The 21987-nt window shown below is 62.9% G+C and carries 17 protein-coding genes and 7 tRNA genes; 6 read left to right on the forward strand and 18 right to left on the reverse strand.

Annotated elements, in window-relative coordinates:
- Positions 1 to 49 precede the first annotated feature (49 nt).
- The 4 genes from leuB to leuC all read right to left on the reverse strand — a co-directional run bounded on the left by leuB (position 50) and on the right by leuC (position 4116).
- A complete protein-coding gene (gene leuB / locus OO258_RS23005; RefSeq protein ID WP_110744512.1) occupies positions 50 to 1132 on the reverse strand; it encodes a 3-isopropylmalate dehydrogenase in 1083 nt (360 codons plus the stop codon).
- Between the two features lie 54 nt (positions 1133 to 1186).
- Complete coding sequence (locus OO258_RS23010; RefSeq protein WP_110744513.1) at positions 1187 to 1951, reverse strand: class I SAM-dependent methyltransferase; 765 nt, start codon at positions 1949 to 1951, stop codon at positions 1187 to 1189.
- Between the two features lie 90 nt (positions 1952 to 2041).
- Positions 2042 to 2686: a 3-isopropylmalate dehydratase small subunit gene (leuD, locus tag OO258_RS23015; RefSeq protein WP_266032998.1), complete on the reverse strand. Its 645-nt coding sequence runs from the start codon at positions 2684 to 2686 to the stop codon at positions 2042 to 2044.
- Positions 2683 to 4116, reverse strand: coding sequence for a 3-isopropylmalate dehydratase large subunit (gene leuC, locus OO258_RS23020; protein ID WP_266033001.1), 1434 nt, complete (start codon positions 4114 to 4116; stop codon positions 2683 to 2685). The genes leuD and leuC overlap by 4 nt, the downstream gene beginning before the upstream one ends.
- 131 nt (positions 4117 to 4247) lie before the next feature.
- On the opposite strand from leuC, the gene OO258_RS23025 reads away from it, so the two are divergent.
- Positions 4248 to 5126: a LysR family transcriptional regulator gene (locus tag OO258_RS23025; protein ID WP_266033004.1), complete on the forward strand. Its 879-nt coding sequence runs from the start codon at positions 4248 to 4250 to the stop codon at positions 5124 to 5126.
- A gap of 62 nt (positions 5127 to 5188) precedes the next feature.
- Positions 5189 to 8485 carry a PAS domain S-box protein gene (locus OO258_RS23030; protein ID WP_266033007.1) on the forward strand — a complete coding sequence of 1099 codons (3297 nt, stop codon included), beginning with the start codon at positions 5189 to 5191 and terminating at the stop codon, positions 8483 to 8485.
- 76 nt (positions 8486 to 8561) lie between these two features.
- Here OO258_RS23030 and OO258_RS23035 read toward each other — a convergent pair whose 3' ends face one another.
- The 12 genes from OO258_RS23035 to gltX form a co-directional block, all read right to left on the reverse strand.
- Positions 8562 to 9005: an Hsp20 family protein gene (locus OO258_RS23035; protein WP_110744517.1), complete on the reverse strand. Its 444-nt coding sequence runs from the start codon at positions 9003 to 9005 to the stop codon at positions 8562 to 8564.
- Between the two features lie 162 nt (positions 9006 to 9167).
- Entirely contained in the window at positions 9168 to 10139 is a 972-nt protein-coding gene (locus OO258_RS23040) for a tRNA dihydrouridine synthase (RefSeq protein ID WP_110744518.1), read from the reverse strand.
- Between the two features lie 50 nt (positions 10140 to 10189).
- Positions 10190 to 10624 (reverse strand): acyl-CoA thioesterase, encoded by a 435-nt coding sequence (locus OO258_RS23045; protein WP_266033012.1) that lies wholly within the window; start codon positions 10622 to 10624, stop codon positions 10190 to 10192.
- A 97-nt stretch (positions 10625 to 10721) separates the two neighbouring features.
- The gene (locus OO258_RS23050) at positions 10722 to 11555 is read right to left on the reverse strand and encodes an alpha/beta fold hydrolase (RefSeq protein WP_266033016.1); all 834 of its coding nucleotides are present in this window, start codon (positions 11553 to 11555) and stop codon (positions 10722 to 10724) included.
- Positions 11556 to 11570: 15 nt separating this feature from the next.
- Positions 11571 to 12110 carry a TetR/AcrR family transcriptional regulator gene (locus OO258_RS23055; protein ID WP_110744521.1) on the reverse strand — a complete coding sequence of 180 codons (540 nt, stop codon included), beginning with the start codon at positions 12108 to 12110 and terminating at the stop codon, positions 11571 to 11573.
- A gap of 171 nt (positions 12111 to 12281) precedes the next feature.
- A tRNA-Glu gene (locus tag OO258_RS23060) sits at positions 12282 to 12357 on the reverse strand.
- 42 nt (positions 12358 to 12399) lie between these two features.
- Positions 12400 to 12475: transfer RNA gene (locus OO258_RS23065), tRNA-Ala, on the reverse strand.
- A gap of 61 nt (positions 12476 to 12536) precedes the next feature.
- A tRNA-Glu gene (locus OO258_RS23070) sits at positions 12537 to 12612 on the reverse strand.
- 42 nt (positions 12613 to 12654) lie between these two features.
- Positions 12655 to 12730 (reverse strand) — tRNA-Ala (locus tag OO258_RS23075).
- A gap of 53 nt (positions 12731 to 12783) precedes the next feature.
- Positions 12784 to 12859 (reverse strand) — tRNA-Glu (locus tag OO258_RS23080).
- Positions 12860 to 12931: 72 nt separating this feature from the next.
- Positions 12932 to 13007: transfer RNA gene (locus OO258_RS23085), tRNA-Ala, on the reverse strand.
- A 288-nt stretch (positions 13008 to 13295) separates the two neighbouring features.
- Entirely contained in the window at positions 13296 to 14777 is a 1482-nt protein-coding gene (gene gltX, locus OO258_RS23090) for a glutamate--tRNA ligase (protein ID WP_266033019.1), read from the reverse strand.
- A 142-nt stretch (positions 14778 to 14919) separates the two neighbouring features.
- On the opposite strand from gltX, the gene OO258_RS23095 reads away from it, so the two are divergent.
- Complete coding sequence (locus tag OO258_RS23095) at positions 14920 to 15975, forward strand: HlyD family secretion protein (RefSeq protein WP_266033022.1); 1056 nt, start codon at positions 14920 to 14922, stop codon at positions 15973 to 15975.
- 49 nt (positions 15976 to 16024) lie between these two features.
- Complete coding sequence (locus OO258_RS23100) at positions 16025 to 17515, forward strand: MDR family MFS transporter (protein WP_266033081.1); 1491 nt, start codon at positions 16025 to 16027, stop codon at positions 17513 to 17515.
- A 114-nt stretch (positions 17516 to 17629) separates the two neighbouring features.
- On the opposite strand, the gene uvrB is transcribed toward OO258_RS23100, so the two are convergent.
- Entirely contained in the window at positions 17630 to 19645 is a 2016-nt protein-coding gene (uvrB, locus tag OO258_RS23105) for an excinuclease ABC subunit UvrB (protein WP_266033026.1), read from the reverse strand.
- A 287-nt stretch (positions 19646 to 19932) separates the two neighbouring features.
- Here uvrB and OO258_RS23110 point away from each other — a divergent pair, with 287 nt between their 5' ends.
- A complete protein-coding gene (locus tag OO258_RS23110; protein ID WP_110744526.1) occupies positions 19933 to 21129 on the forward strand; it encodes an amino acid aminotransferase in 1197 nt (398 codons plus the stop codon).
- 62 nt (positions 21130 to 21191) lie between these two features.
- A tRNA-Asn gene (locus OO258_RS23115) sits at positions 21192 to 21267 on the forward strand.
- 157 nt (positions 21268 to 21424) lie between these two features.
- Here the strand turns inward: OO258_RS23115 and OO258_RS23120 are convergent.
- Positions 21425 to 21985 carry a DUF1285 domain-containing protein gene (locus OO258_RS23120; RefSeq protein WP_266033029.1) on the reverse strand — a complete coding sequence of 187 codons (561 nt, stop codon included), beginning with the start codon at positions 21983 to 21985 and terminating at the stop codon, positions 21425 to 21427.
- Between the last annotated feature and the right edge of the window lie 2 nt (positions 21986 to 21987).

Consider the following 21987-nt stretch of genomic DNA (forward strand, 5'->3'; position numbering starts at 1 on the left):
TGCTAAAAGTGGGCCGCCACCGGGAATTTGGGGTAGCGGGCCAGAGAGATTACAGATTCCGCAGCGCTGCGACTACTGCGTCGCCCATTTCCTGCGTACCAACTTTGCGGCAGCCTTCCGAGTAGATGTCGCCGGTGCGCAAACCCTGGTCCAGAACCAGGCTAACGGCCTTCTCGATCGCTTCGGCGGCAGCCGACTGATTGAAGCTGTAACGCAGCATCATCGACACCGAAAGGATGGTCGCCAGCGGGTTGGCGATGCCTTGGCCTGCGATGTCCGGCGCCGACCCGTGGCACGGCTCGTACATGCCCTTGTTGTCGGCATCCAGCGACGCCGAAGGCAGCATGCCGATGGAACCGGTCAGCATGGAAGCTTCATCCGACAGAATGTCACCGAACATGTTGTCGGTCACCATCACGTCGAACTGCTTGGGTGCACGCACCAACTGCATGGCGGCGTTGTCGACGTACATGTGGCTCAGTTCCACATCGGGGTAGTCCTTGGCCACGTCTTCGACCACTTCGCGCCACAGCTGGCTGGAAGCGAGGACGTTGGCCTTGTCCACCGAGCACAGCTTCTTGCCGCGCACGCGGGCCATGTCGAAGCCGACCCGGGCAATGCGGCGCACTTCGCTTTCGCTGTACGGCAAGGTGTCGTAGGCCTGGCGCTCGCCGCCTTCCAGCTCACGCTGGCCACGCGGAGCACCGAAGTAGATACCGCCGGTCAGCTCACGGACGATGAGGATGTCCAGGCCAGAAACGATTTCTGGCTTGAGCGACGAGGCGTCCGCCAGTTGCGGGTAGAGGATGGCCGGGCGCAGGTTGGCGAACAGGCCCAGTTGCGAACGGATTTTCAGCAGGCCGCGCTCCGGGCGAATGTCTCGCTCGATCTTGTCCCACTTCGGCCCGCCCACGGCGCCCAGCAGCACGGCATCGGCCTTGCGCGCCCGCTCCAGGGTCTCGTCGGCCAGCGGCACGCCGTGCTTGTCGATGGCAGCGCCGCCGATCACGTCGTGTGCCAGGCTGAAGCCGAGCTGGAACTTGTCGTTGGCCAGCTCCAGCACCTTGACCGCCTCGGCCATGATTTCCGGGCCGATACCGTCACCTGGGAGAATCAGAATCTGCTTGCTCATGCTTTCCTCTATCCATTCACGCGGTGCGGCCAAGCGGGCCCCACCGAAAAGTTCTTAACGCTCGGCCCACAGCACCAGCACATCGGTGCTGAACGAACCATCGGCCTCGATCTGGTAATACTGACGCACTTCTTCGCCCATGGCTTGCTGCAATTGGCGGATGGCCACGCGCATCGGTTCAGGGGTGCGCATGCGCTCGACCCAGCTGGTGAACTCCAGGCGCAGCGGCTGACGGGTATGGCTGCGCACATGCAGGCCGGCCTCGCTGACCTGGCGCTGCCATTCGGCGGCGGAGTAATCACGCACGTGGCTGGTATCGCGCAGCACCTCGACCGTTTGCAGGTAGGTGTCGAGCAACGGGCTGCCCGGCGACATCACGTCGATGAACGCCGCCACACCACCCGGCTTGAGCACCCGGCGCACTTCGCGCAGGGCCAGGCCCAGGTCGCTCCAGTGATGGGCCGAATAGCGGCTGAAGACGAAATCGAACGAGGCATCGGCGAACGGCAGGCGTTCGGCGGCGCCGCGCTCGGTGGTGACATTGGCCAGGCCACGCTCGGCAGCGGCGCTGGCGACCACGTCGAGCATGGCTTGCGAAAGGTCGTAGGCGACCACCTCGGCAACCAGCGGGGCGACGTGGAAGCTGACATGACCGGCACCACAGCCCAAGTCCAATACGCGGGCAGCGCCCTGCCCCGCCAGCTCGGCCTGCAGCAAGGCGAATTCACTGCCTTGGGCGTGCACGGCGCTGCTGAGGTAGGCGCTGGCCTGTTCGCCGAACTGGCGCTGGACCACATCGGTATGGTTGGTGCTGGTCATGGGTGCAGTCCTTTTGATTGTCATCACCAGTACCGGCCTCTTCGCGGGGCAAGCCCGCCCCACAGAGGCCAGCACTCACAGCTACATCACTCAGGCGTCACGGAACAGCCAAGGCTGGCTGGCGCGATGCTTGGCTTCGAAGGCCTTGATCGCCTCGCTGTCCTGCAAGGTCAGGCCGATATCGTCCAGGCCGTTGAGCAAGCAGTGTTTGCGGAACGCATCGATCTCGAAATGCAGCACCTTGCCGTCCGGGCGGGTCACCGCCTGCGCCTGCAGGTCGATGGTCAGCTGGTAACCCGGGTTGGCGTCGACCTGCTTGAACAGCTCGTCCACCTCCTCATCGCTGAGGATGATCGGCAGCAGGCCGTTCTTGAAGCTGTTATTGAAGAAGATGTCGGCAAAACTCGGCGCAATGATGCTACGGAAGCCGTACTCGTCCAACGCCCAAGGGGCGTGCTCACGGCTGGAGCCGCAACCGAAGTTTTCCCGCGCCAGCAACACGCTGGCACCCTGATAGCGCGCGTGGTTGAGCACGAACTCCTGGTTGACGGGGCGCTTGCTGTTGTCCTGGTAGGGCTGCCCCACGTCCAGGTAACGCCATTCGTCGAACAGGTTGGGGCCAAAGCCGGTGCGCTTGATCGACTTCAGGAACTGCTTGGGGATGATCTGGTCGGTGTCGACGTTGGCACGGTCCAACGGCGCGACGAGGCCAGTGTGCTGGGTAAAGGCTTTCATGCTGCGCTCCCTTGGATCAACTCGCGGACATCGATGAAGTGGCCGGCGACTGCGGCAGCAGCGGCCATGGCCGGGCTGACCAGGTGGGTACGGCCACCGGCGCCCTGACGGCCTTCGAAGTTGCGGTTGGAGGTGGACGCGCAATGCTCGCCGCTCTCCAGGCGGTCCGGGTTCATCGCCAGGCACATCGAGCAGCCTGGCTCACGCCATTCGAAACCGGCTTCGAGGAAGATCTTGTCCAGGCCTTCACGCTCGGCCTGGGCCTTGACCAGGCCCGAACCCGGCACGACGATGGCTTGCTTGACGCTCGCAGCCACCTTGCGGCCCTTGGCGATTTCCGCCGCGGCGCGCAGGTCTTCGATGCGCGAGTTCGTGCACGAGCCGATGAATACGCGGTCCAGCTTGATATCGGTGATCGCCTGGTTTGCGGTCAGGCCCATGTATTTCAAGGCACGCTCGATCGAGCCACGCTTGACCAGGTCGGCTTCAGCGGCCGGGTCCGGTACGCGCTGGTCGACGGCCAGGACCATCTCTGGCGAGGTGCCCCAGCTGACCTGTGGCTTGATCTGGCTGGCATCCAGTTCGACCACGGTGTCGAACACCGCGTCGTCATCCGACACCAGGTCTTTCCACGACTCGACCGCCTGCTTCCACTGCTCGCCCTTCGGCGCATACGGGCGGCCTTCGACGTAGGCAACGGTGGTGGCGTCGGTCGCCACCAGGCCCACACGGGCACCGGCTTCGATGGACATGTTGCAGATGGTCATGCGGCCTTCCATCGACAACTCGCGAATGGCGCTGCCAGCGAATTCCATGGCGTGGCCGTTACCACCCGCGGTGCCGATCTTGCCGATCACGGCCAGGACGATGTCCTTGGCGGTCACGCCGGCCGGCAACTGGCCTTCCACGCGCACCAGCATGTTCTTCATCTTCTTGGCGACCAGGCACTGGGTGGCGAGCACGTGCTCGACCTCGGAGGTGCCGATGCCATGGGCCAGGGCACCGAAAGCACCATGGGTGGAGGTGTGCGAGTCACCGCAGACCACCGTCATGCCCGGCAAGGTGGCACCCTGCTCCGGGCTGATGACGTGGACGATGCCCTGACGCTCGTCGTTCATCTTGAATTCGACGATACCGTATTCGTCACAGTTCTCGTCGAGGGTCTGCACCTGCAGGCGCGACACCTGGTCGACGATAGCCTCGATACCGCCCTTGCGCTCTGGCGTGGTCGGTACGTTGTGGTCCGGCGTGGCGATGTTGGTGTCGATCCGCCATGGCTTGCGGTTGGCCAGGCGCAGGCCTTCGAAGGCCTGGGGCGACGTCACTTCGTGGATGATGTGGCGGTCGATGTAGATCAAGGACGAGCCGTCATCACGGCGCTTGACCTCATGGGCTTCCCAGAGTTTGTCGTAGAGCGTTTTGCCAGCCATCAGACTGTTCCTCATCAGCGTCTTTCTATGCCAAAAACCCCTTGGCTTGTATGGACGATGCTATGGGGTTAGATTGAATAACTCAAATTCATATTTTTTATGCTTTGGATAACCCAAAGGAATACAACTCCATGGACCTGGCCAACCTCAGCGCCTTTATCGCCATCGCCGAAACCGGCAGTTTTTCAGGGGCGGCCGAACGCCTGTTCCTGACCCAGCCGGCTATCAGCAAACGCATCGCCGGGCTGGAGCAGCAGCTGGACGTGCGCCTGTTCGACCGCCTGGGCCGCGAGGTAACCCTGACCGAGGCCGGGCGCGCGCTACTGCCACGGGCCTACCAGATCCTCAACGTCCTCGATGATACCCGACGGGCGCTGACCAACCTCAACGGAGCCGTGAGCGGTCGCCTGACCCTGGCCACCAGCCACCACATCGGCCTGCACCGCCTGCCCCCGCTGCTACGGGCGTTCACCCGCGAACACCCGGCGGTTGCGCTGGATATCCAGTTCATGGATTCGGAACAGGCCTACGACGAGATTCTGCATGGCCGCGCCGAGATTGCCGTGATCACCCTGGCCCCCGAGCCACACCACCTGGTCAAGGCCGTGCCGGTGTGGGACGACGCCCTCGACTTCGTCGCTGCGCCCGAACACCCACTGGCCAACAACCAGGCGGTCAGCCTGGCCGATGTCGCTCGCCACCCTGCGGTGTTCCCCGGCGGCAACACCTTCACCCACCATATCGTGCAGCGCCTGTTCGAAAGCCAAGGGCTGACGCCGAACATCGCCATGAGCACCAACTACCTGGAAACCATCAAGATGATGGTGTCGATCGGCCTGGCCTGGAGTGTGCTGCCACGCACCATGCTCGACGACCAGGTTGCACCCATCGCATTGCCCGGCATACAGCTGTCGCGCCAGCTAGGCTACATTCTGCACACGGAGCGTACGCTATCGAACGCCGCCAGGGCATTCATGGCCCTGCTCGACAGCCACGCAGGGTCCGCCTGACCGGCCGTCAGCCCGGCATTTCCAACTCCAAGGACGCGTTATTCGCCAAAGGTCTGGTACCGATGCCCAAATCAGCTAACCGCTTTTTGCGCCTGCCGAGAATACCCGCGGCCGACCCCGAAGAGTCCGAACAAGCCTGGCAGAACGCCCCGCAACTGCTGGCCGCGCTCAACGGCGCGCGCCTGGGGGCCTGGCTATGGGATATCGAAAGCGGCCGGGTCAGCTGGTCGCGCGGCACCCAGGCGCTGTTCGGCTTCGACCCGCAACGGCCGCTGCCGGCCGATGTCGATTACCTCGACCTACTGCCCGAGGAGGACCGCGCCCGCACGCGACAGGTGTTCCAGGCGATATTCAACGGCGAGCCGGTGGAACAGGCCATGCGCCACCGCATTCGCTGGCCGGACGGCACCCTGCACTGGCTGGAAATCAACGGCAGCCTGACCCACGACCAGCACGGCCGAGCGCAGATGATCGGGGTGATCCGCGAGATCACCCGCCAGCGCGAGCGGGAAACGGCGCTGATCAACTCGGAAAAGCGCTTCGCCACGCTGTTCCACCTCAGCCCCAACGCCATTTTGCTGACCCGGCGCCACGACGGCATGATTTTCGAGGTCAACCAGCATTTCGAGGACATGTTCGGCTGGCCCGGCACCCAGGTGATCGGCAAGACCAGCCTGGAACTGGGCCTGTGGGTCAACCCGGAACAGCGCCACCAGGTGATGGAATCGACCCGCGCCAACGGCGGCCCGCTGATCATGGAGGTGCAGTTCCGCGCCACCAGCGGCAAAATCCACGACGGCATTCTCTGCACCCAGGGCATCGAGCTGGAGGGGGTGACTTTTCTTATCAGCACCTTCGTCGACACCACCGAACGCAAGCGCGCCGAGCAGGCGCTGAAAGACAGCCAGGAACGCCTGGACCTGGCCTTGGACTCGGCGCAGCTGGGCACCTGGGACTGGCACATCCCCAGCGGCATGCTCTACGGCTCGGCCCGCGCCGCGCAACTGCACGGCCTGCCGCCGATCCCCTTCCACGAATCGTTCGACGCGTTTTTCGAGGGGGTACCGGAACAGGAGCGCAACTCGATGCGCCAAGCCTACCGCAGCTTGCGCGAAGGGCCCGCTGGCAACTACCAGATCACCTACCGGGTGCAGCTGGAAAACGGCATTTCGCGCTACATCGAAAGCCGCGCCCGGTTGTACCGCGACGAGCAGGGCAACCCGCTGCGCATGGCCGGTACCTTGCTCGACATCACTGACCAGGTGGAGCGCGAGCAGCGCCTGAGCGCCTCGGAAGAGAAATTCGCCAGCCTGTTCCAGGTCAGCCCCGACCCAATCTGCGTTACACGCCAGGACACTGGCCAGTTCATCGAGATCAACCCGGCATTCACCCAGACCTTCGGCTGGAATACCGAGCAGGTGCTTGGCCGCACCGCCGAGGAAATCGGCCTGTGGGCCGAGTCCATCGAGCGCGCACAACGTATCGAACGGGTCATCCGCGAACAGGCCCTGAGCAACGTCGCAGTGGTGGTCAACCACCGCAGCGGCGCACCGCTAACGTGCGTGATATCCAGCCGCCTGATCACCGTCGACGACCAGCCCTGCAGCGTCACCACCCTGCGTGACATCACCCAGCAGCAACGCGCCGAGGCGGCGCTCAAATCGAGCGAGGAGAAGTTCGCCAAGGCCTTCCACTCCAGCCCCGACGCCATCACCATCACCGAACGCCACAGCGGCCGTTACCTGGAGATCAACGATGGTTTCTGCCGCCTGACCGGCTATAGCGCTGCCGAAGTGATCGGCCATACGGTGTACGAGATCGGCATCTGGGCGGACGACAAGCAACGCAGCGCGTTGTTGGCCGAGTTGCGCGAGCGCGGCCGGGTGCATCACCGCGAAATGCTCGGGCGCAACAAGCGCGGCGACATTCTTACCGTGGAAGTATCGGTGGAGCCGATCACCCTCAACGAAGTGGAATGCCTGCTGCTCAATGCTCGCGACGTCAGCCAGCTGAAGAACGCCCAGGCGCAGATCCGCCACCTCGCCTACCACGATCCGCTGACCAACCTGCCCAACCGCGCGTTGCTGATGGACCGCTTGAGCCAGCAGATCGCCCTGCTCAAGCGCCACAACCTGCGCGGCGCCCTGTTGTTCCTTGACCTCGACCACTTCAAGCACATCAACGACTCACTGGGCCACCCGGTGGGCGATACGGTGCTGAAGATCATCACCGCCCGGCTGGAGGCCAGCGTACGCCTGGAGGACACCGTCGCACGCCTGGGTGGCGACGAGTTCGTGGTGCTGCTCAGCGGCCTGGAAGGCAGCCGCGAAGTGGTGGAAGAAAAGGTCCGCGAACTGGCCGACACCCTGCGCGAGCTGTTGGCCGAGCCGATGTCGCTGGATGGCCAGCGCCTGCAGGTAACGCCAAGCATCGGCGTGGCACTGATCCCCGACCATGGCACCACCCCGGCCGACCTGCTCAAGCGCGCCGACATCGCCCTGTACCGGGCCAAGGACTCCGGGCGCAATACCACCCAGCTTTTCCACACCACCATGCAGAAGGCCGCCAGCGAGCGCCTGCGCATGGAAAACGACCTGCGCCTGGCCCTGGCCCGCGGGGAGCTGGCACTGCACTATCAGCCACAGGTGGATGCACGCGACAACCGCATCGTCGGCGCCGAAGTGCTGTTGCGCTGGCACCACCCGCAACTCGGCCAGCAGCCGCCGGCGCAGTTCATCCAGGTACTGGAAGAAAGTGGCCTGATCCTGGAGGTTGGCAGCTGGATCCTCGACGAAGCGTGCGATGCTTGTGCGCGCATGCTGGCCGACGGGCTGATCGACGCCGATGATTTCAGCCTGTGCGTGAACATCAGCCCACGGCAATTCCGCCAGAATGATTTCGTTGGGCGGGTATTGCGCAGCCTCGACGACTACCGCCTGCCACGGCAAATGCTGAAGCTGGAGATTACCGAAGGCATTGTCATCCAGAACCTGGAAGACACCATCAGCAAGATGCGCGAACTGAAGCGCTACGGGGTGAGTTTTGCAATGGATGACTTCGGCACGGGCTATTCCTCGCTGACGTATCTGAAGCGCCTGCCGGTGGATGCCCTGAAGATCGACCAGACCTTTGTGCGCGATGCACCCGTGGACCCGAACGACGCGGAAATCGTCCGCGCCATCGTCGCCATGGCCCGCAGCCTGGACCTGGCGGTGATTGCCGAGGGGGTGGAGCTGACCGAACAGCTGGAGTTCCTGGAGCGGCTAGGGTGCCACCTGTACCAAGGGTATCTGCACAGCCGGCCGTTGCCGTTACCGGAGTTTCGGCAGATGTTGCTGGAGGCGCCGGCGGGCTACTGACCCTGGCGCCGCCGTGACCCTGCCAAGGGCATAACAAGAAGGGCACCCGAGGGTGCCCTTCTTCACATCAACACAATCAGTTCAGCGCTGGCTTATCGCCGTTGATCGGAATGCGCTTGGCCTTGGCTTCTTCAGGCACGATGCGCAGCAGGTCGATGCTGAGCAGGCCGTTGGCCAGGCCGGCGGCCTTCACTTCGATATGGTCTGCCAGGCGGAACGACAGCTTGAAGGCGCGTTGCGCGATGCCCTGGTGCAGGTAGGTCACCTCGGCGGGGCCATTATCACGCTTGCCACCGGTAACGGTCAGGACACCCTTTTCGACCTGCAGGTCGAGGTCCTGTTCCTGGAAACCGGCTGCGGCAACCACGATGCGGTAGTGGTCATCGCCATGCTTTTCCACGTTGTAGGGCGGGTAGCTGCTACCGGCCTCGTTACGTGCCGCGGATTCGAACAGGTCGTTGAACCGGTCGAAACCAACGGAATGGCGGAACAGTGGAGCGAGAGAGAAAGCGGTGGTCATGGTCATTAACTCCTGAGATTCAGCAAGTAAGTCACTACGCGACCCGACTTCGGCATCGCGTACTCAAGAGATATGGCCTAGGGAAACGCTTTCAAGGGGCAATGATAAAAAATTTGAAATCGGTGTAGCCCTTTTCGCGGGCGCGCCCGCGAAGGGGCCAGATCAGGCAACACAGGCCTCCAAAGCCTGCACCTCCACCCCCAGCAACCGGCTGATCCGCGCGCAGTCATCTTCCCGACGCAACTCGGCAAACAGCACCACCGCCTCGGGATAACTGCGGGTCAGCATGGCCAGCCACTGCTTCATCCGGCCCGGCGCGTAGCGCGGTGACAGTTTGGCCTGGGCCTGGCGCCAGAACTCGCGCAGCAACGGCAGCAGGTCATTCCAGCTCATCGGCTGGTACTCGCGCCCATCCCGTGCCGCAGCGATCTGCAGGCCCAGGTCCGGACGCGAAACCAGCCCGCGACCGAGCATGATGTCTTCGGCGCCACTGACCTCCCGGCAACGTCGCCAGTCGTCGACGGTCCAGATCTCGCCGTTGGCGAACACCGGCACCTTGACCACGTCCTGCACCCTCGCCACCCACTCCCAGTGGGCCGGCGGCTTGTAGCCCTCGACCTTGGTGCGCGCATGCACCACCAGGTGCGCCGAACCGCCTTCGGCCAGCGCGGTGGCGCAATCCAGCGCACCCTCCGGGCTATCGAAGCCCAGGCGCATTTTTGAGGTCACCGGGATATGTGCCGGCACTGCGCGGCGCACTTCACGCACGATGGCGTGCAACAACTCCGGTTCCTTCAGCAGTACCGCGCCACCGCGAGACTTGTTCACGGTCTTGGCCGGGCAACCGAAGTTCAAGTCGATCACCGGCGCACCCAGTTCGCAGGCCAGCGCGGCGTTTTCCGCCAGGCACACAGGGTCGGAGCCCAGCAGCTGCACGCGCATCGGCACCCCGGCAGCCGTCAGCGCGCCCTGGCGCAACTCGGGCGCCAGCTTGTGGAACGAGGCAGGCGGCAACAGGCGGTCGCACACGCGAATGAACTCGGTGACGCACCAGTCAATACCGCCCACGCGGGTCAGCACGTCGCGCAGGATGTTGTCGACCAGCCCCTCCATGGGGGCCAGGGCAATTTGCATGTCGGGGTCTCGGCGGAAAAGCCGGCAGTCTAGCAAAAAAACCCGGGCTATCAGGCGCCGATCAGCGCCGGGCCGTAACCGTCGAGGAATTCTGCCGGCATGCGCCGGGGTTTGCCGCTGGACAGCTCGATGCAGGCAAACGTGGTTTGGGCGCGCAAAAGAGTTACGCCGTCACGCGGGCGCTTGAGCTGGAAACGCCGGGTCATGCGCAAGCGCTGGTCCCAGTCGATGATCCAGGTGGCCAGTTGCAGTTCGTCGTCTTCGTAGGCGGCAGCCAGGTAGTCGATTTCGTGGCGCACCACCGCCATGGCCCGATCCAGCCGCCGGTACTCGGCCAGGTCCAGGCCCAGACGCTGGGAGTGACGCCAGGCACAGCGCTCCAGCCAGGTAACGTAGACCGCGTTATTGGCGTGACCGAGGCCGTCGATGTCCTCGCTGCTGACGCGCAGGTCGATGACGAAGGGTGTTGCCAGGTCCCAGCTCATGTTCGCTTCCTTGGCACAAAAGCCGATTTAGCAGCGACCTGCGGGGTAATGTCCAGCCCCTGTGGCAGATTTACCGGCCTCATCGCCGGCAACACCCTCAGGCAGTTTGTCGCGCTGGCACGTCGGCGCGGGCCAGCAATTCGAGCACGGCGACACTCAGCCGTGGGTCGGCCAGCACCCGCTGATGGCCGCCTTCCTCCAACACCAGCAAGCGGCTGTCGAACCAGGCTTTGTGAATAATATCGGCCTCATCGGCAGGCACCAGAACGTCATCGGCGGCATGCACCACCAGACCCGGGAGCTCCAGTTGGTAACCACTGACATCCAGCCGGGCAATCTGCATGCCGACGTCGCGTTCCACCTGGCGAATGAACGCCGCCCGCGCCCGTGCTGGCAACCCCAAGCGCCGGGCAAAGCCACGCAGCACGCCCAGCAGCCGGGCCGGGGCAGCGATGCTCACCGCCGCTTCCGTGCGCAACCCCATCTGCAGGGCCAGCAACACACTGGCACCGCCCATCGAGTGGCCGATCACCGCGCGCAGGGGCGGCAACTCGGCGGCAGCTTCCAGCAGCGCGCGGGCAAACAGCACCACATTCGCCTGCTGACCGGGCGAACGGCCATGCCCCGGCCCTTCCAGCGACACCACCGTGTACCCTGCCTGAACCAGGGTTTCGATCAAGGCGGCAAACTGAGTGGGCCTGCCCTCCCAACCATGCATCAGCAGCACGGTAGGCCCCTGCCCCCAGCGCAATGCAGACAGGCCAAAGCGCAAGGTGATGCGCTCGGCGCTGGCCAGCAGGGGCAACTCCCAGTGCCGCGGCGGCAGGTTGCGCGGGGTCATGAAGGCACGGCGCATCTTGCCCGCGACGTGCTCGGGGGCCAGGCGGCCCAGGGTGCCATTGACACCACGAATCCAGCTCAGGGTAGTCATCGCCATGCTCCAGGGTTAAAGCACCGCCGATTTGGCGGCGCGCAGAATGCGGTCAGACAGATCACTGGTACCCAGTGCCCGGGCCAACGCCAGGCCGCCAACCATCAGCGCCAGGTCGGCCAGCGCCTTGTCGGCGTCTTCAGGGCGGTCAACCATCGCGGCAGTCATCAACTCGATGTGCTCGGCCAGCACCTCACGAAAGGCCTCAGGGAGGCGCTGCATTTCGCCCAGCGAGTTGGGCAAGGGGCATGCGTGCACTTCGGCATCCCGGTGCTTGCGCGACAGGTAGAAGGCGCCGGCCAGTGCCCGCCGCCCTGCACCATCGAGGTTGGGGTCGATCTGCGCGAGCAAGGCGCGGCGCTCTCCCAACAGCTGGCGAAACGCTTCGAGCATCAAGTCGTCCTTGCTGTCGAAATGGGCGTAGAAGCCCCCAACGGTCAGCCCAGCAGCCCCCATCACCTGGCTGACACTGGGCTCGGCCGGCCCGTGCTGGATCAGCGCACTGCGGGCAGCCTCCAGTATGCGTTCGCGGGTTCTGCTCTTCTTGTCGCTCATTCGGCGCTCACAGGGCGAAATATGATGATCGAAATATTATTCTCATCATATTTTTTGGCAAGCGGAATCTGCGGCCGTTTGTCGGCAGACAATTTTAGGGAGATAAGAAAAACAAAAGGCCCATTCAATAATCGAATGAGCCTTCAAAGTCCCGCAAAACGCGGGTAAAAATGGCGTCCCCTAGGGGACTCGAACCCCTGTTACCGCCGTGAAAGGGCGGTGTCCTAGGCCACTAGACGAAGGGGACGTAACCTTCGCGAAGATCCACTTGCGTGAACCCTGGCAGAAATGGTGGAGCTAAGCGGGATCGAACCGCTGACCTCCTGCATGCCATGCAGGCGCTCTCCCAGCTGAGCTATAGCCCCGAAACAAAAGGCTCATCAATAATCGACGAGCCTTTTTAAGCCCTGCAAAACGCAGGAAAAGTGGCGTCCCCTAGGGGACTCGAACCCCTGTTACCGCCGTGAAAGGGCGGTGTCCTAGGCCACTAGACGAAGGGGACGTAACCTTCGTGCCGATTCGCTAACGCGAACCGCGGCAAAATTGGTGGAGCTAAGCGGGATCGAACCGCTGACCTCCTGCATGCCATGCAGGCGCTCTCCCAGCTGAGCTATAGCCCCGGATTTATAGCCTCGCGGCCCAGCGACATATTGAAACATCGCTTGTGCAAAACTGGCGTCCCCTAGGGGACTCGAACCCCTGTTACCGCCGTGAAAGGGCGGTGTCCTAGGCCACTAGACGAAGGGGACGAACCTTCTTACCTTCAAGACCCGGTTGTTGGACCCGGTCTTGCTTATCAGCCTTGGCTGCTAAGCGGAATTTGGTGGAGCTAAGCGGGATCGAACCGCTGACCTCCTGCATGCCATGCAGGCGCTCTCCCAGCTGAGCTATAGCCCCACAATGTCGCTCTGAACCGAATCGCTGGCTGGGTGCCTGACGCTTCGTTTTCGTTCATCGCTGTGGACGGGGCGCATATTAAGATCGGATTGCAGGGCTGTCAAACTAATTTTCAAAAATATCCAAAAATTTTTTCACAGATAACAATCACTTACCGCCCTGCCCCACTAAAACCTGAACAGTGAACTGTGTGGGAGCGGGTTTACCCGCGAATAATGTAGTGCAGACCACATCGTATTCGCGGGTGAACCCGCTCCCACAGGTTCGGCAACAGGCCCGGAAGCGCGGTCAGCCGATGGCGGCCAGCAGCTTTTCCCACTCTTTGTTTTCTTTCTTCGACACGCCACCCAGCAGGTCCAGGGCCTGACGCAAGCGGTAGCGAGTCAGGTCCGGGCCGAGGATTTCCATGGCGTCCAGGACCGATACCGAGCTTGCCTGGCCAGTGATGGCGGCGAACATCAGCGGCATGGCATCACGCAGCTTCAGCTCCAGCGCCTCGACCACCGCCTGGATGCAGCCAGTGATGCGCTCTTTTTCCCACTGGCGCAGGCTCTCGAGCTTCCACAGGATCAGCTGAATCACCTGGCGCACCTGGTCGGCCGACAGTTTCTTGCTTTCGAACAGCTTGGCGTCCAGCTTCAGCGCGCCTTCGAAGAAGAACCCGCCCAGCGGGGCAACCTGGCTGAACGTTTCGACCCTGCCTTGCACGTGCGGGGCGATCTTCATCATGTAGTCGCTGTTGAACGCCCACTTCTGCAGCCGTGCGGCGAACGCCTCTACCGGTAGCTCGCGCAGCCACTGCCCATTGAGCCAGGACAGCTTTTCGATGTCGAAGATCGGGCCGCCCAGCGAGATACGCGACAGGTCGAAGTGCTCGACCATTTCCGCCAGCGAGAACTTCTCGCGCTCGTCCGGCATCGACCAGCCCATGCGGCCCAGGTAGTTGAGCATGGCTTCAGGCATGAAGCCCATGCGCTCGTAGAAGGTGACCGAGGTCGGGTTCTTGCGCTTGGACAGCTTGGATTTGTCCGGGTTACGCAGCAGCGGCATGTAGCACAGCTTGGGCTGCTCCCAGCCGAAGTACTCGTAAAGCTTGATCAGCTTGGGCGCCGATGGCAGCCATTCTTCGCCGCGCAGCACGTGAGTGATGCCCATCAGGTGGTCGTCGACCACGTTGGCCAGGAAGTACGTCGGCAGGCCGTCGTTCTTCATCAGCACCTGCATGTCCATGCGGTCCCACGGGATTTCGACATCCCCGCGCAGCATGTCAGGTACCACGCAGATACCTTCGCTCGGCACCTTCATGCGGATCACGTGCGGCTCGCCAGCGTCCAGGCGACGCTGTACTTCTTCGGCGCTCAGCAGCAGCGCGCGGCCGTCGTAGCGCGGGGTTTCGCCGCGGGCTTGCTGCTCGGCGCGCATCTGCTCCAGCTCTTCGGCGGTGCAGAAGCAGTAGAAGGCGTGGCCGGCGTCAACCAGTTCCTTGGCGTACTTGGCGTAGATTTCGCCACGCTCGCTCTGCCGGTACGGGCCATGCGGGCCGCCAACGTCCGGGCCTTCGTTCCATTCGATGCCGAGCCAGCGCAGGGCGTCGAAGATCTGCTGTTCCGACTCGCGCGTGGAGCGCAGCTGGTCGGTGTCTTCGATGCGCAGGATGAACTCACCGCCGTGCTGCTTGGCAAAGCAGTAGTTGAACAGGGCGATGTAGGCAGTGCCGACATGGGGGTCGCCGGTAGGCGATGGCGCGATACGCGTGCGTACGGTGGTCATGGGAGTCTCGAACGAAAGATGAAACAAAGGCGGGATGTTAGCAGGAGGCAGGCACCGGGCTCCAGCAATGGCGCGAACGTCACTTGCCGATCGGCCATGTGCCGCTGTTAAATTTATTTACATTTCTGGAACGACCGTACCCATGCCTGCCCAACTCAAGCGCCGCCTGGCGATCTTCTTTACCCTGGTGGCCATCATCGCCCTCGCCTTCCTGGCCCACTGGTATTTCAAGGGCCGCTTCTACGAGAGCACCGACAACGCCTACGTGCAGGGCGAGATTACCCGTATCTCCAGCCAGCTCGGCGCCCGTATCGACAGCGTGCCGGTGGAGGACAACCAGCACGTCAACAAGGGCGACCTGCTGGTACGCCTGGAAGCCGCCGACTTCGAACTGGCGATCGAGCGCGCCCGCGCCGCCCTGGCGACCCGCGAAGCCGAATATGCCCAGGCGCAAAGCCGCCTGACCCAGCAAGGCAGCCTGATTGCCGCAGGTCAGGCCCAGGTGGCGGCCAACCAGGCCACCTTCGACCGTTCACGGCTGGACCTCAGCCGCGCGGAAAAACTGCGCAAGCCCGGGTTTGTCTCTGAAGAGCGAGTCACTACCCTGTCGGCCGACAGCCATGTCGCCGGCTCGCAGGTCGACAAGGCCCGCGCCGACCTGCAAAGCCAGCGCCAGCAGGTCAACGCACTCACGGCCGACCTGAAACGCCTCGATGCCCAAATCGCCAATGCCCGCGCCGACCTGGCTCAAGCCGAACTGAACCTGAGCCGCTGCGAGATCCGCGCGCCGATCAGCGGCACCATCGGCCAGCGCAACGCACGCAATGGCCAGGTAGTGCAGGCTGGCGCCTACCTGCTGTCGATCGTGCCCGACGAAGACATCTGGGTGCAGGCCAACTTCAAGGAAACCCAGATCGGCCACATGCAGCCCGGCCAACGCGCCGAACTGGAGTTCGACAGCTACCCCGATACGCCAATCGAAGCACGGGTCGAAAGCCTGTTCGCCGCTTCAGGTGCGCAGTTCAGCCTGTTGCCGCCGGACAACGCCACCGGCAACTTTACCAAGGTGGTGCAGCGCATCCCGGTAAAACTCACGTTCCGCGCCGATAACCCATTGCGCGGGCGCATCCGCCCCGGCATGTCGGTCACCGCCACCGTCGACCTGCGCAACGAAGACGACGGCCACGATGCCCGGTGATCAACTGCTGCGCCCTACCGCGGAGCCAAGCCGACGCGACTGGATCGCGGTGATGAGCGTGATGCTCGGCGCTTTCATGGCAGTGCTGGACATCCAGATCACCAACTCTTCGCTGAAAGACATCCAGGGCGCCCTGTCGGCCACCCTGGAAGAAGGCTCGTGGATTTCCACCTCCTACCTGGTGGCGGAAATCATCATGATCCCGCTGACCGCCTGGCTGGTGCAGCTGTTATCGGCGCGGCGCCTGGCGGTCTGGGTGTCCGCCGGTTTCCTGCTGTCGTCCTTGCTGTGCTCGATGGCCTGGAACCTGGAAAGCATGATCCTGTTCCGTGCCCTGCAGGGTTTTACCGGCGGGGCGCTGATCCCGCTGGCGTTTACCCTGACCCTGATCAAGCTGCCCGAACACCACCGCGCCAAAGGCATGGCGATGTTCGCCATGACCGCTACCTTCGCCCCGTCCATTGGCCCTACCCTGGGCGGCTGGCTGACCGAAAACTGGGGCTGGGAGTACATCTTCTACATCAACATCCCGCCGGGCCTGGTGATGATCGCCGGCCTGTTGTACGGGCTGGAGAAGAAAGAGGCGCACTGGGAGCTGCTGAAAAGCACCGATTATGCCGGCATCCTCACCCTGGGCCTGGGCTTGGGCTGCCTGCAGGTGTTTCTTGAGGAAGGCCACCGCAAGGACTGGCTAGAATCGCACCTGATCGTCGGCCTGGGCAGCGTCGCGCTGGTCAGCCTGATCACCTTCGTCATCCTGCAGTTTTCCAAACCGCACCCGCTGATCAACCTGCGCATTCTCGGCAACCGCAACTTCGGCCTGTCGAGCATCGCCAGCCTGGGCATGGGCGTAGGGCTGTACGGATCCATCTACCTGCTGCCGCTGTACCTGGCACAGGTGCAGGGCTACAACGCCTTGCAGATTGGCGAGGTGATCATGTGGATGGGGATACCGCAGCTGTTCCTGATACCGCTGGTGCCGCAACTGATGAAGGTGATATCGCCCAAGGTACTCTGCGCGCTGGGGTTCTGCCTGTTCGGCGCCGCCAGTTTCGGTTCGGGGGTGCTCAACCCGGACTTTGCCGGGCCGCAGTTCAACCATATCCAGATCATCCGCGCCCTGGGCCAGCCGATGATCATGGTGACCATTTCGCTGATTGCCACCGCGTACATCCAACAACAGGATGCAGGATCCGCATCCAGCCTGTTCAATATCTTGCGTAACCTTGGTGGCGCGATTGGTATTGCCTTGCTGGCTACCCTGCTGGATGCGCGCACCAAGGTGTATTTCGATTACCTGCGCGAATCGGTGGTGCCGAGCAACCCGCAGGTGGCAGAACGGCTTGCGCAATTGGCGGAGCGACTGGGTAGTGACAATGCGGCGCTGGGCAAGCTTAGCGAGATTACCCACCAGCAGGCGCTGATCATGGCTTACAACGATGCCTTCCACTTTGTCGGGATTGGCTTGGCGGTGAGCATGGTGGCGGTGTTGCTGACCCGCAAGCTGCCGGAGGGGTTGAAGGCTGGGGAGGCCCACTGAGCCAATTTCAGACGATGTGCGATGCCTGTGGGAGCGGGCGAGCCCGCGAACACCGGCGCAGCCGGTGCCAGACACCGCGTAAAATTCTTCGCGGGCACGCCCGCTCCCACAGGATCAGCTGGTAATCAAGCGCTCCCGCAGCTGGGCAATCTCGTCGCGCAACTGCGCCGCGGCTTCGAATTCCAGATCACGGGCGAACTGCATCATTTTCTCTTCCAGCTGCTTGATGCGCTTGGTGATCTCGCCCGGCGTGCGCAGTTCGGCTTCGTAGCGGGCGCTCTCCTCTGCCGCCTTGGCCATACCCTTGCGCTTCTTGCTGCGCGCACCGGGCACCGTGGCACCTTCCATGATGTCGGTAATGTCCTTGACCACGCCCTTGGGCACGATGCCGTTGGCTTCGTTGAAGGCGATCTGCTTCTCGCGGCGGCGCTCGGTTTCGTCGATGGCGCGCTGCATCGAGCCGGTGACGTTATCGGCGTACAGGATTGCCCGGCCATTGAGGTTACGCGCCGCACGACCAATGGTCTGGATCAGCGAGCGCTCGGAACGCAGGAAGCCCTCCTTGTCGGCATCGAGGATCGCCACCAGCGACACCTCAGGCATGTCCAGGCCTTCACGCAGCAGGTTGATACCTACCAGCACGTCAAAGGTACCCAGGCGCAAGTCGCGGATGATCTCCACCCGTTCCACGGTGTCGATGTCCGAGTGCAGGTAGCGTACCCGCACGTCGTGATCGGCCAGGTAATCGGTCAGGTCTTCAGCCATGCGCTTGGTCAGGGTGGTGGCCAGGACCCGGTCGCCCTGCGCCACCCGCTTGCGGATTTCCGACAGCAAGTCATCGACCTGGGTCAACGCGGGGCGTACCTCGACTTGCGGGTCGACCAGGCCGGTGGGCCGCACCACTTGCTCCACCACGCGCCCGGCGTGTTCGGCCTCGTAAGGGCCGGGGGTGGCAGAGACGAAGATGGTCTGCGGGCTCACGTCCTCCCACTCGTCGAAACGCATCGGCCGGTTATCCAGTGCCGACGGCATGCGGAAGCCATACTCCACCAGTGTTTCCTTGCGCGAGCGGTCGCCCTTGTACATGGCGCCGACCTGCGGAACGCTGACGTGGGACTCGTCGATCACCAGCAGTGCGTCGGCCGGCAGGTAGTCGTACAAGGTGGGTGGCGGAGCGCCGGCAGGCCGACCGGACAGGTAGCGCGAGTAGTTTTCGATGCCGTTGCAGTAGCCCAGCTCCAGGATCATCTCCAGGTCGAAGCGGGTACGCTGCTCCAGGCGCTGGGCTTCTACCAGCTTGTTGGCCTTGTGCAAGTATTCCAGGCGTTCCTTCAATTCCTCCTTGATACCCTCCACGGCTTCCAGCAGGGTTTCCCGCGGGGTGACGTAGTGGCTCTTGGGGTAGAAGGTGAACCGCGGCAGCTTGCGGAAGACCTCCCCCGTCAGCGGGTCGAAGGCGGCGATGTTCTCCACTTCGTCATCGAACAGCTCGATGCGGATCGCCTCCAGGTCCGATTCGGCCGGGAAGATGTCGATCACGTCGCCACGCACGCGGAAGGTGGCGCGGGCGAAGTCCATCTCGTTGCGGGTGTACTGCAGGTCCGCCAGGCGGCGCAGCAGGGCACGCTGGTCAAGCTTGTCGCCGCGGTCCACGTGCAGGACCATCTTCAGGTAAGTCTCGGGGCTGCCCAGGCCGTAGATGCACGACACTGTGGTGACGATGATCGCGTCACGCCGCTCCAGCAGTGCCTTTGTCGCCGACAGGCGCATCTGCTCGATGTGGTCGTTGATCGAGGCGTCCTTCTCGATAAAGGTATCCGACGACGGCACGTAGGCTTCCGGCTGGTAGTAGTCGTAGTAGGAAACGAAATACTCCACCGCGTTGTTGGGGAAGAACGCCTTGAATTCGCCATACAACTGCGCCGCCAGGGTCTTGTTCGGCGCCAGCACCAGGGTCGGACGCTGCACCTGCTGAATGACGTTGGCGATGCTGAAGGTCTTGCCTGAGCCGGTCACCCCGAGCAGCGTCTGGTGCGACAACCCGGCCTCGATGCCCTCGACCATCTGGCGGATGGCCTCAGGCTGGTCGCCGGCCGGCTGGAAACGGGTGACGAGCTGGAACTCGGACATGACGGACCTCGCGACGCTGCAGTAACTGTAAATTTAGCCAGTAGTCTATACCCAAATGCAGCCATCAGGGTGCGCTTTCAAGGCATACCTGTGAACGGGTATTACGGTGGACCGGGCAATTAGACCAATGGTCAAAAAATATTTGCGCAAATAGCTGGAAAAGCTGCGCCAGAGTGTCGCGGTGACCGGTCGGTATCACTATACTGACTCCCCGTTTGTGCACCGCTTCAGTGCATTCGGCTGGAGCGTGTACGCCCTATCACTCTTCAATCAGAGCCGAAGTAACAATGAGCCTGTTTTCCGCTGTCGAGCTGGCACCCCGCGACCCTATTTTGGGCCTCAACGAAGCATTCAACGCCGACCCACGTACCGATAAGGTCAACCTGGGCGTAGGCGTGTACTGCAATGAGGAAGGCCGCATTCCGCTGCTGCGCGCCGTGATCGAAGCCGAGACCCAGCGTGCCGCCCAGCACGCCTCGCGCGGCTACCTGCCGATCGACGGCATTGCCACCTACGACCAGGCCGTGCAAAAGCTGCTGTTCGGCGCCGAATCGCCACTGCTGGCCGCTGGCCGCGTGGTTACCGTGCAGGCCGTCGGTGGTACCGGCGCACTGAAGATCGGCGCCGACTTCCTCAAGCGTATCTCGCCAAACGCCGTGGTTGCCATCAGCGACCCGAGCTGGGAAAACCACCGCGCGCTGTTCGAGTCGGCCGGTTTCCCGGTCCAGACCTACCGTTACTACGACGCGCCGACCAACGACGTCAATCGCGCCGGTATGCTCGAAGACCTCAACGCCCTGCCGTCTGGCTCGATCGTGGTGCTGCACGCCTGCTGCCACAACCCGACCGGTGTCGACCTGAACCTGGAAGACTGGAAAAACGTGCTGGAAGTGGTCAAAGCCAAAGGCCACGTGCCGTTCCTCGACATGGCCTACCAAGGCTTCGGTGACGGCATCGCCGAAGACGCCTTCGCCGTGCGCCTGTTCGCCGAATCGGGCCTGGAATTCTTCGTCTCCAGCTCGTTCTCCAAGTCGTTCTCGCTGTACGGCGAGCGCGTCGGTGCGCTGTCGGTGGTCACCGCCTCCAAGGACGAAAGCACCCGTGTGCTGTCGCAGGTCAAGCGCGTGATCCGCACCACCTACTCCAACCCGCCAACCCACGGCGCAACCATCGTTGCCACCGTGCTGAACAGCGCCGAACTGCGCCAGATGTGGGAAACCGAGCTGGCCGAAATGCGCGACCGTATCCACGGCATGCGCAAGCAAATGGTTGCGCTGCTGGCCGAATACGGCGCCAACCGCGACTTCAGCTTCGTAGGTCGCCAGGTGGGCATGTTCTCTTACTCGGGCCTGACCGTTGAACAAGTCGCCCGCCTGAAGAACGACTTCGGCATCTACGCGCTGGACACCGGCCGTATCGCCGTGGCCGCGCTGAACCAGAGCAATATCCACGTAGTCACCAAGGCTATCGTCGAAGTGCTGTAACTGATTGATTTGTCAGGGGGTGGCTTGACTTCCCCCTGACAATCAGTAAGATACGCGCAGATTCCGCGATAGCTCAGTCGGTAGAGCAAATGACTGTTAATCATTGGGTCCCTGGTTCGAGTCCAGGTCGCGGAGCCAGACACTGAAAAAGCCCTCGGGTGCGCAAGCAACCGGGGGCTTTTTCGTTGTTCACCGGAAGTATGTCAGCGCCTGGTAGATCGAGCGCCGCGCGGGCGGCGCTCGATCTACCAGGCAGCACAAAACTCAAGACATGCGCCTTCCAGCTCCAGAGCCCTCAACTACTGCGCCCAATCGGGTAAAACTCCCCCCGGCTCCATACGCCCAACCATTCCTCCCCCTCGATCACACGCGGCACGGCCAGTTCCACCAGCTGGTAAAACACATTGCGATGTATCAGCGCTTCCAGGTTGCTGTGCATCAACACATACGGCGATGGCTCCTGCGTCACCGGGTCGATCACTACTCGCAAGGGATTATCCGGCCCGGCCTCGACCTGGTCTTCGACATTGCTGGTAAAGCGCAGCACCTGCTGTTCGCCTTCGCCCTGCACCTCCAGCAGCACGGCCACGAACGGCGCATCGTCGACACGAATGCCAACCTTCTCTACCGGGGTCACCAGGAAATAGTCATCGCCGTCGCGGCGAATGATGGTAGAGAACAGCCGCACCATCGGCTTGCGCCCGATCGGCGTGCCCAGGTAGTACCAGGTACCATCGCGGGCGATGCGCATGTCGATGTCACCGCAGAAATCCGGATGCCACAGGTGCACTGGCGGCAGGCCCTTGGCCTTGGGGATCTGTGCCAGAAGGTCACTGGCCTTGCCGGAGTCGCTCATCA

It is taken from the genome of Pseudomonas sp. DCB_BI (assembly GCF_026240995.1).
In the GTDB taxonomy this organism is placed as follows: Bacteria; Pseudomonadota; Gammaproteobacteria; order Pseudomonadales; family Pseudomonadaceae; genus Aquipseudomonas.

What these genes read in the sequence shown, in the direction of transcription:
- OO258_RS23010 (WP_110744513.1), bottom strand. Translation starts at nt 1,951, where the DNA reads ATGACCAGCACCAACCATACCGATGTGGTCCAGCGCCAGTTCGGCGAA.
- leuD (WP_266032998.1), bottom strand. Translation starts at nt 2,686, where the DNA reads ATGAAAGCCTTTACCCAGCACACTGGCCTCGTCGCGCCGTTGGACCGT.
- OO258_RS23030 (WP_266033007.1), top strand. Translation starts at nt 5,189, where the DNA reads ATGCCCAAATCAGCTAACCGCTTTTTGCGCCTGCCGAGAATACCCGCG.
- leuC (WP_266033001.1), bottom strand. Translation starts at nt 4,116, where the DNA reads ATGGCTGGCAAAACGCTCTACGACAAACTCTGGGAAGCCCATGAGGTC.
- OO258_RS23040 (WP_110744518.1), bottom strand. Translation starts at nt 10,139, where the DNA reads ATGCAAATTGCCCTGGCCCCCATGGAGGGGCTGGTCGACAACATCCTG.
- OO258_RS23095 (WP_266033022.1), top strand. Translation starts at nt 14,920, where the DNA reads ATGCCTGCCCAACTCAAGCGCCGCCTGGCGATCTTCTTTACCCTGGTG.
- OO258_RS23055 (WP_110744521.1), bottom strand. Translation starts at nt 12,110, where the DNA reads ATGAGCGACAAGAAGAGCAGAACCCGCGAACGCATACTGGAGGCTGCC.
- OO258_RS23045 (WP_266033012.1), bottom strand. Translation starts at nt 10,624, where the DNA reads ATGAGCTGGGACCTGGCAACACCCTTCGTCATCGACCTGCGCGTCAGC.
- uvrB (WP_266033026.1), bottom strand. Translation starts at nt 19,645, where the DNA reads ATGTCCGAGTTCCAGCTCGTCACCCGTTTCCAGCCGGCCGGCGACCAG.
- gltX (WP_266033019.1), bottom strand. Translation starts at nt 14,777, where the DNA reads ATGACCACCGTACGCACGCGTATCGCGCCATCGCCTACCGGCGACCCC.
- OO258_RS23120 (WP_266033029.1), bottom strand. Translation starts at nt 21,985, where the DNA reads ATGAGCGACTCCGGCAAGGCCAGTGACCTTCTGGCACAGATCCCCAAG.
- OO258_RS23035 (WP_110744517.1), bottom strand. Translation starts at nt 9,005, where the DNA reads ATGACCACCGCTTTCTCTCTCGCTCCACTGTTCCGCCATTCCGTTGGT.
- OO258_RS23110 (WP_110744526.1), top strand. Translation starts at nt 19,933, where the DNA reads ATGAGCCTGTTTTCCGCTGTCGAGCTGGCACCCCGCGACCCTATTTTG.
- leuB (WP_110744512.1), bottom strand. Translation starts at nt 1,132, where the DNA reads ATGAGCAAGCAGATTCTGATTCTCCCAGGTGACGGTATCGGCCCGGAA.
- OO258_RS23025 (WP_266033004.1), top strand. Translation starts at nt 4,248, where the DNA reads ATGGACCTGGCCAACCTCAGCGCCTTTATCGCCATCGCCGAAACCGGC.
- OO258_RS23050 (WP_266033016.1), bottom strand. Translation starts at nt 11,555, where the DNA reads ATGACTACCCTGAGCTGGATTCGTGGTGTCAATGGCACCCTGGGCCGC.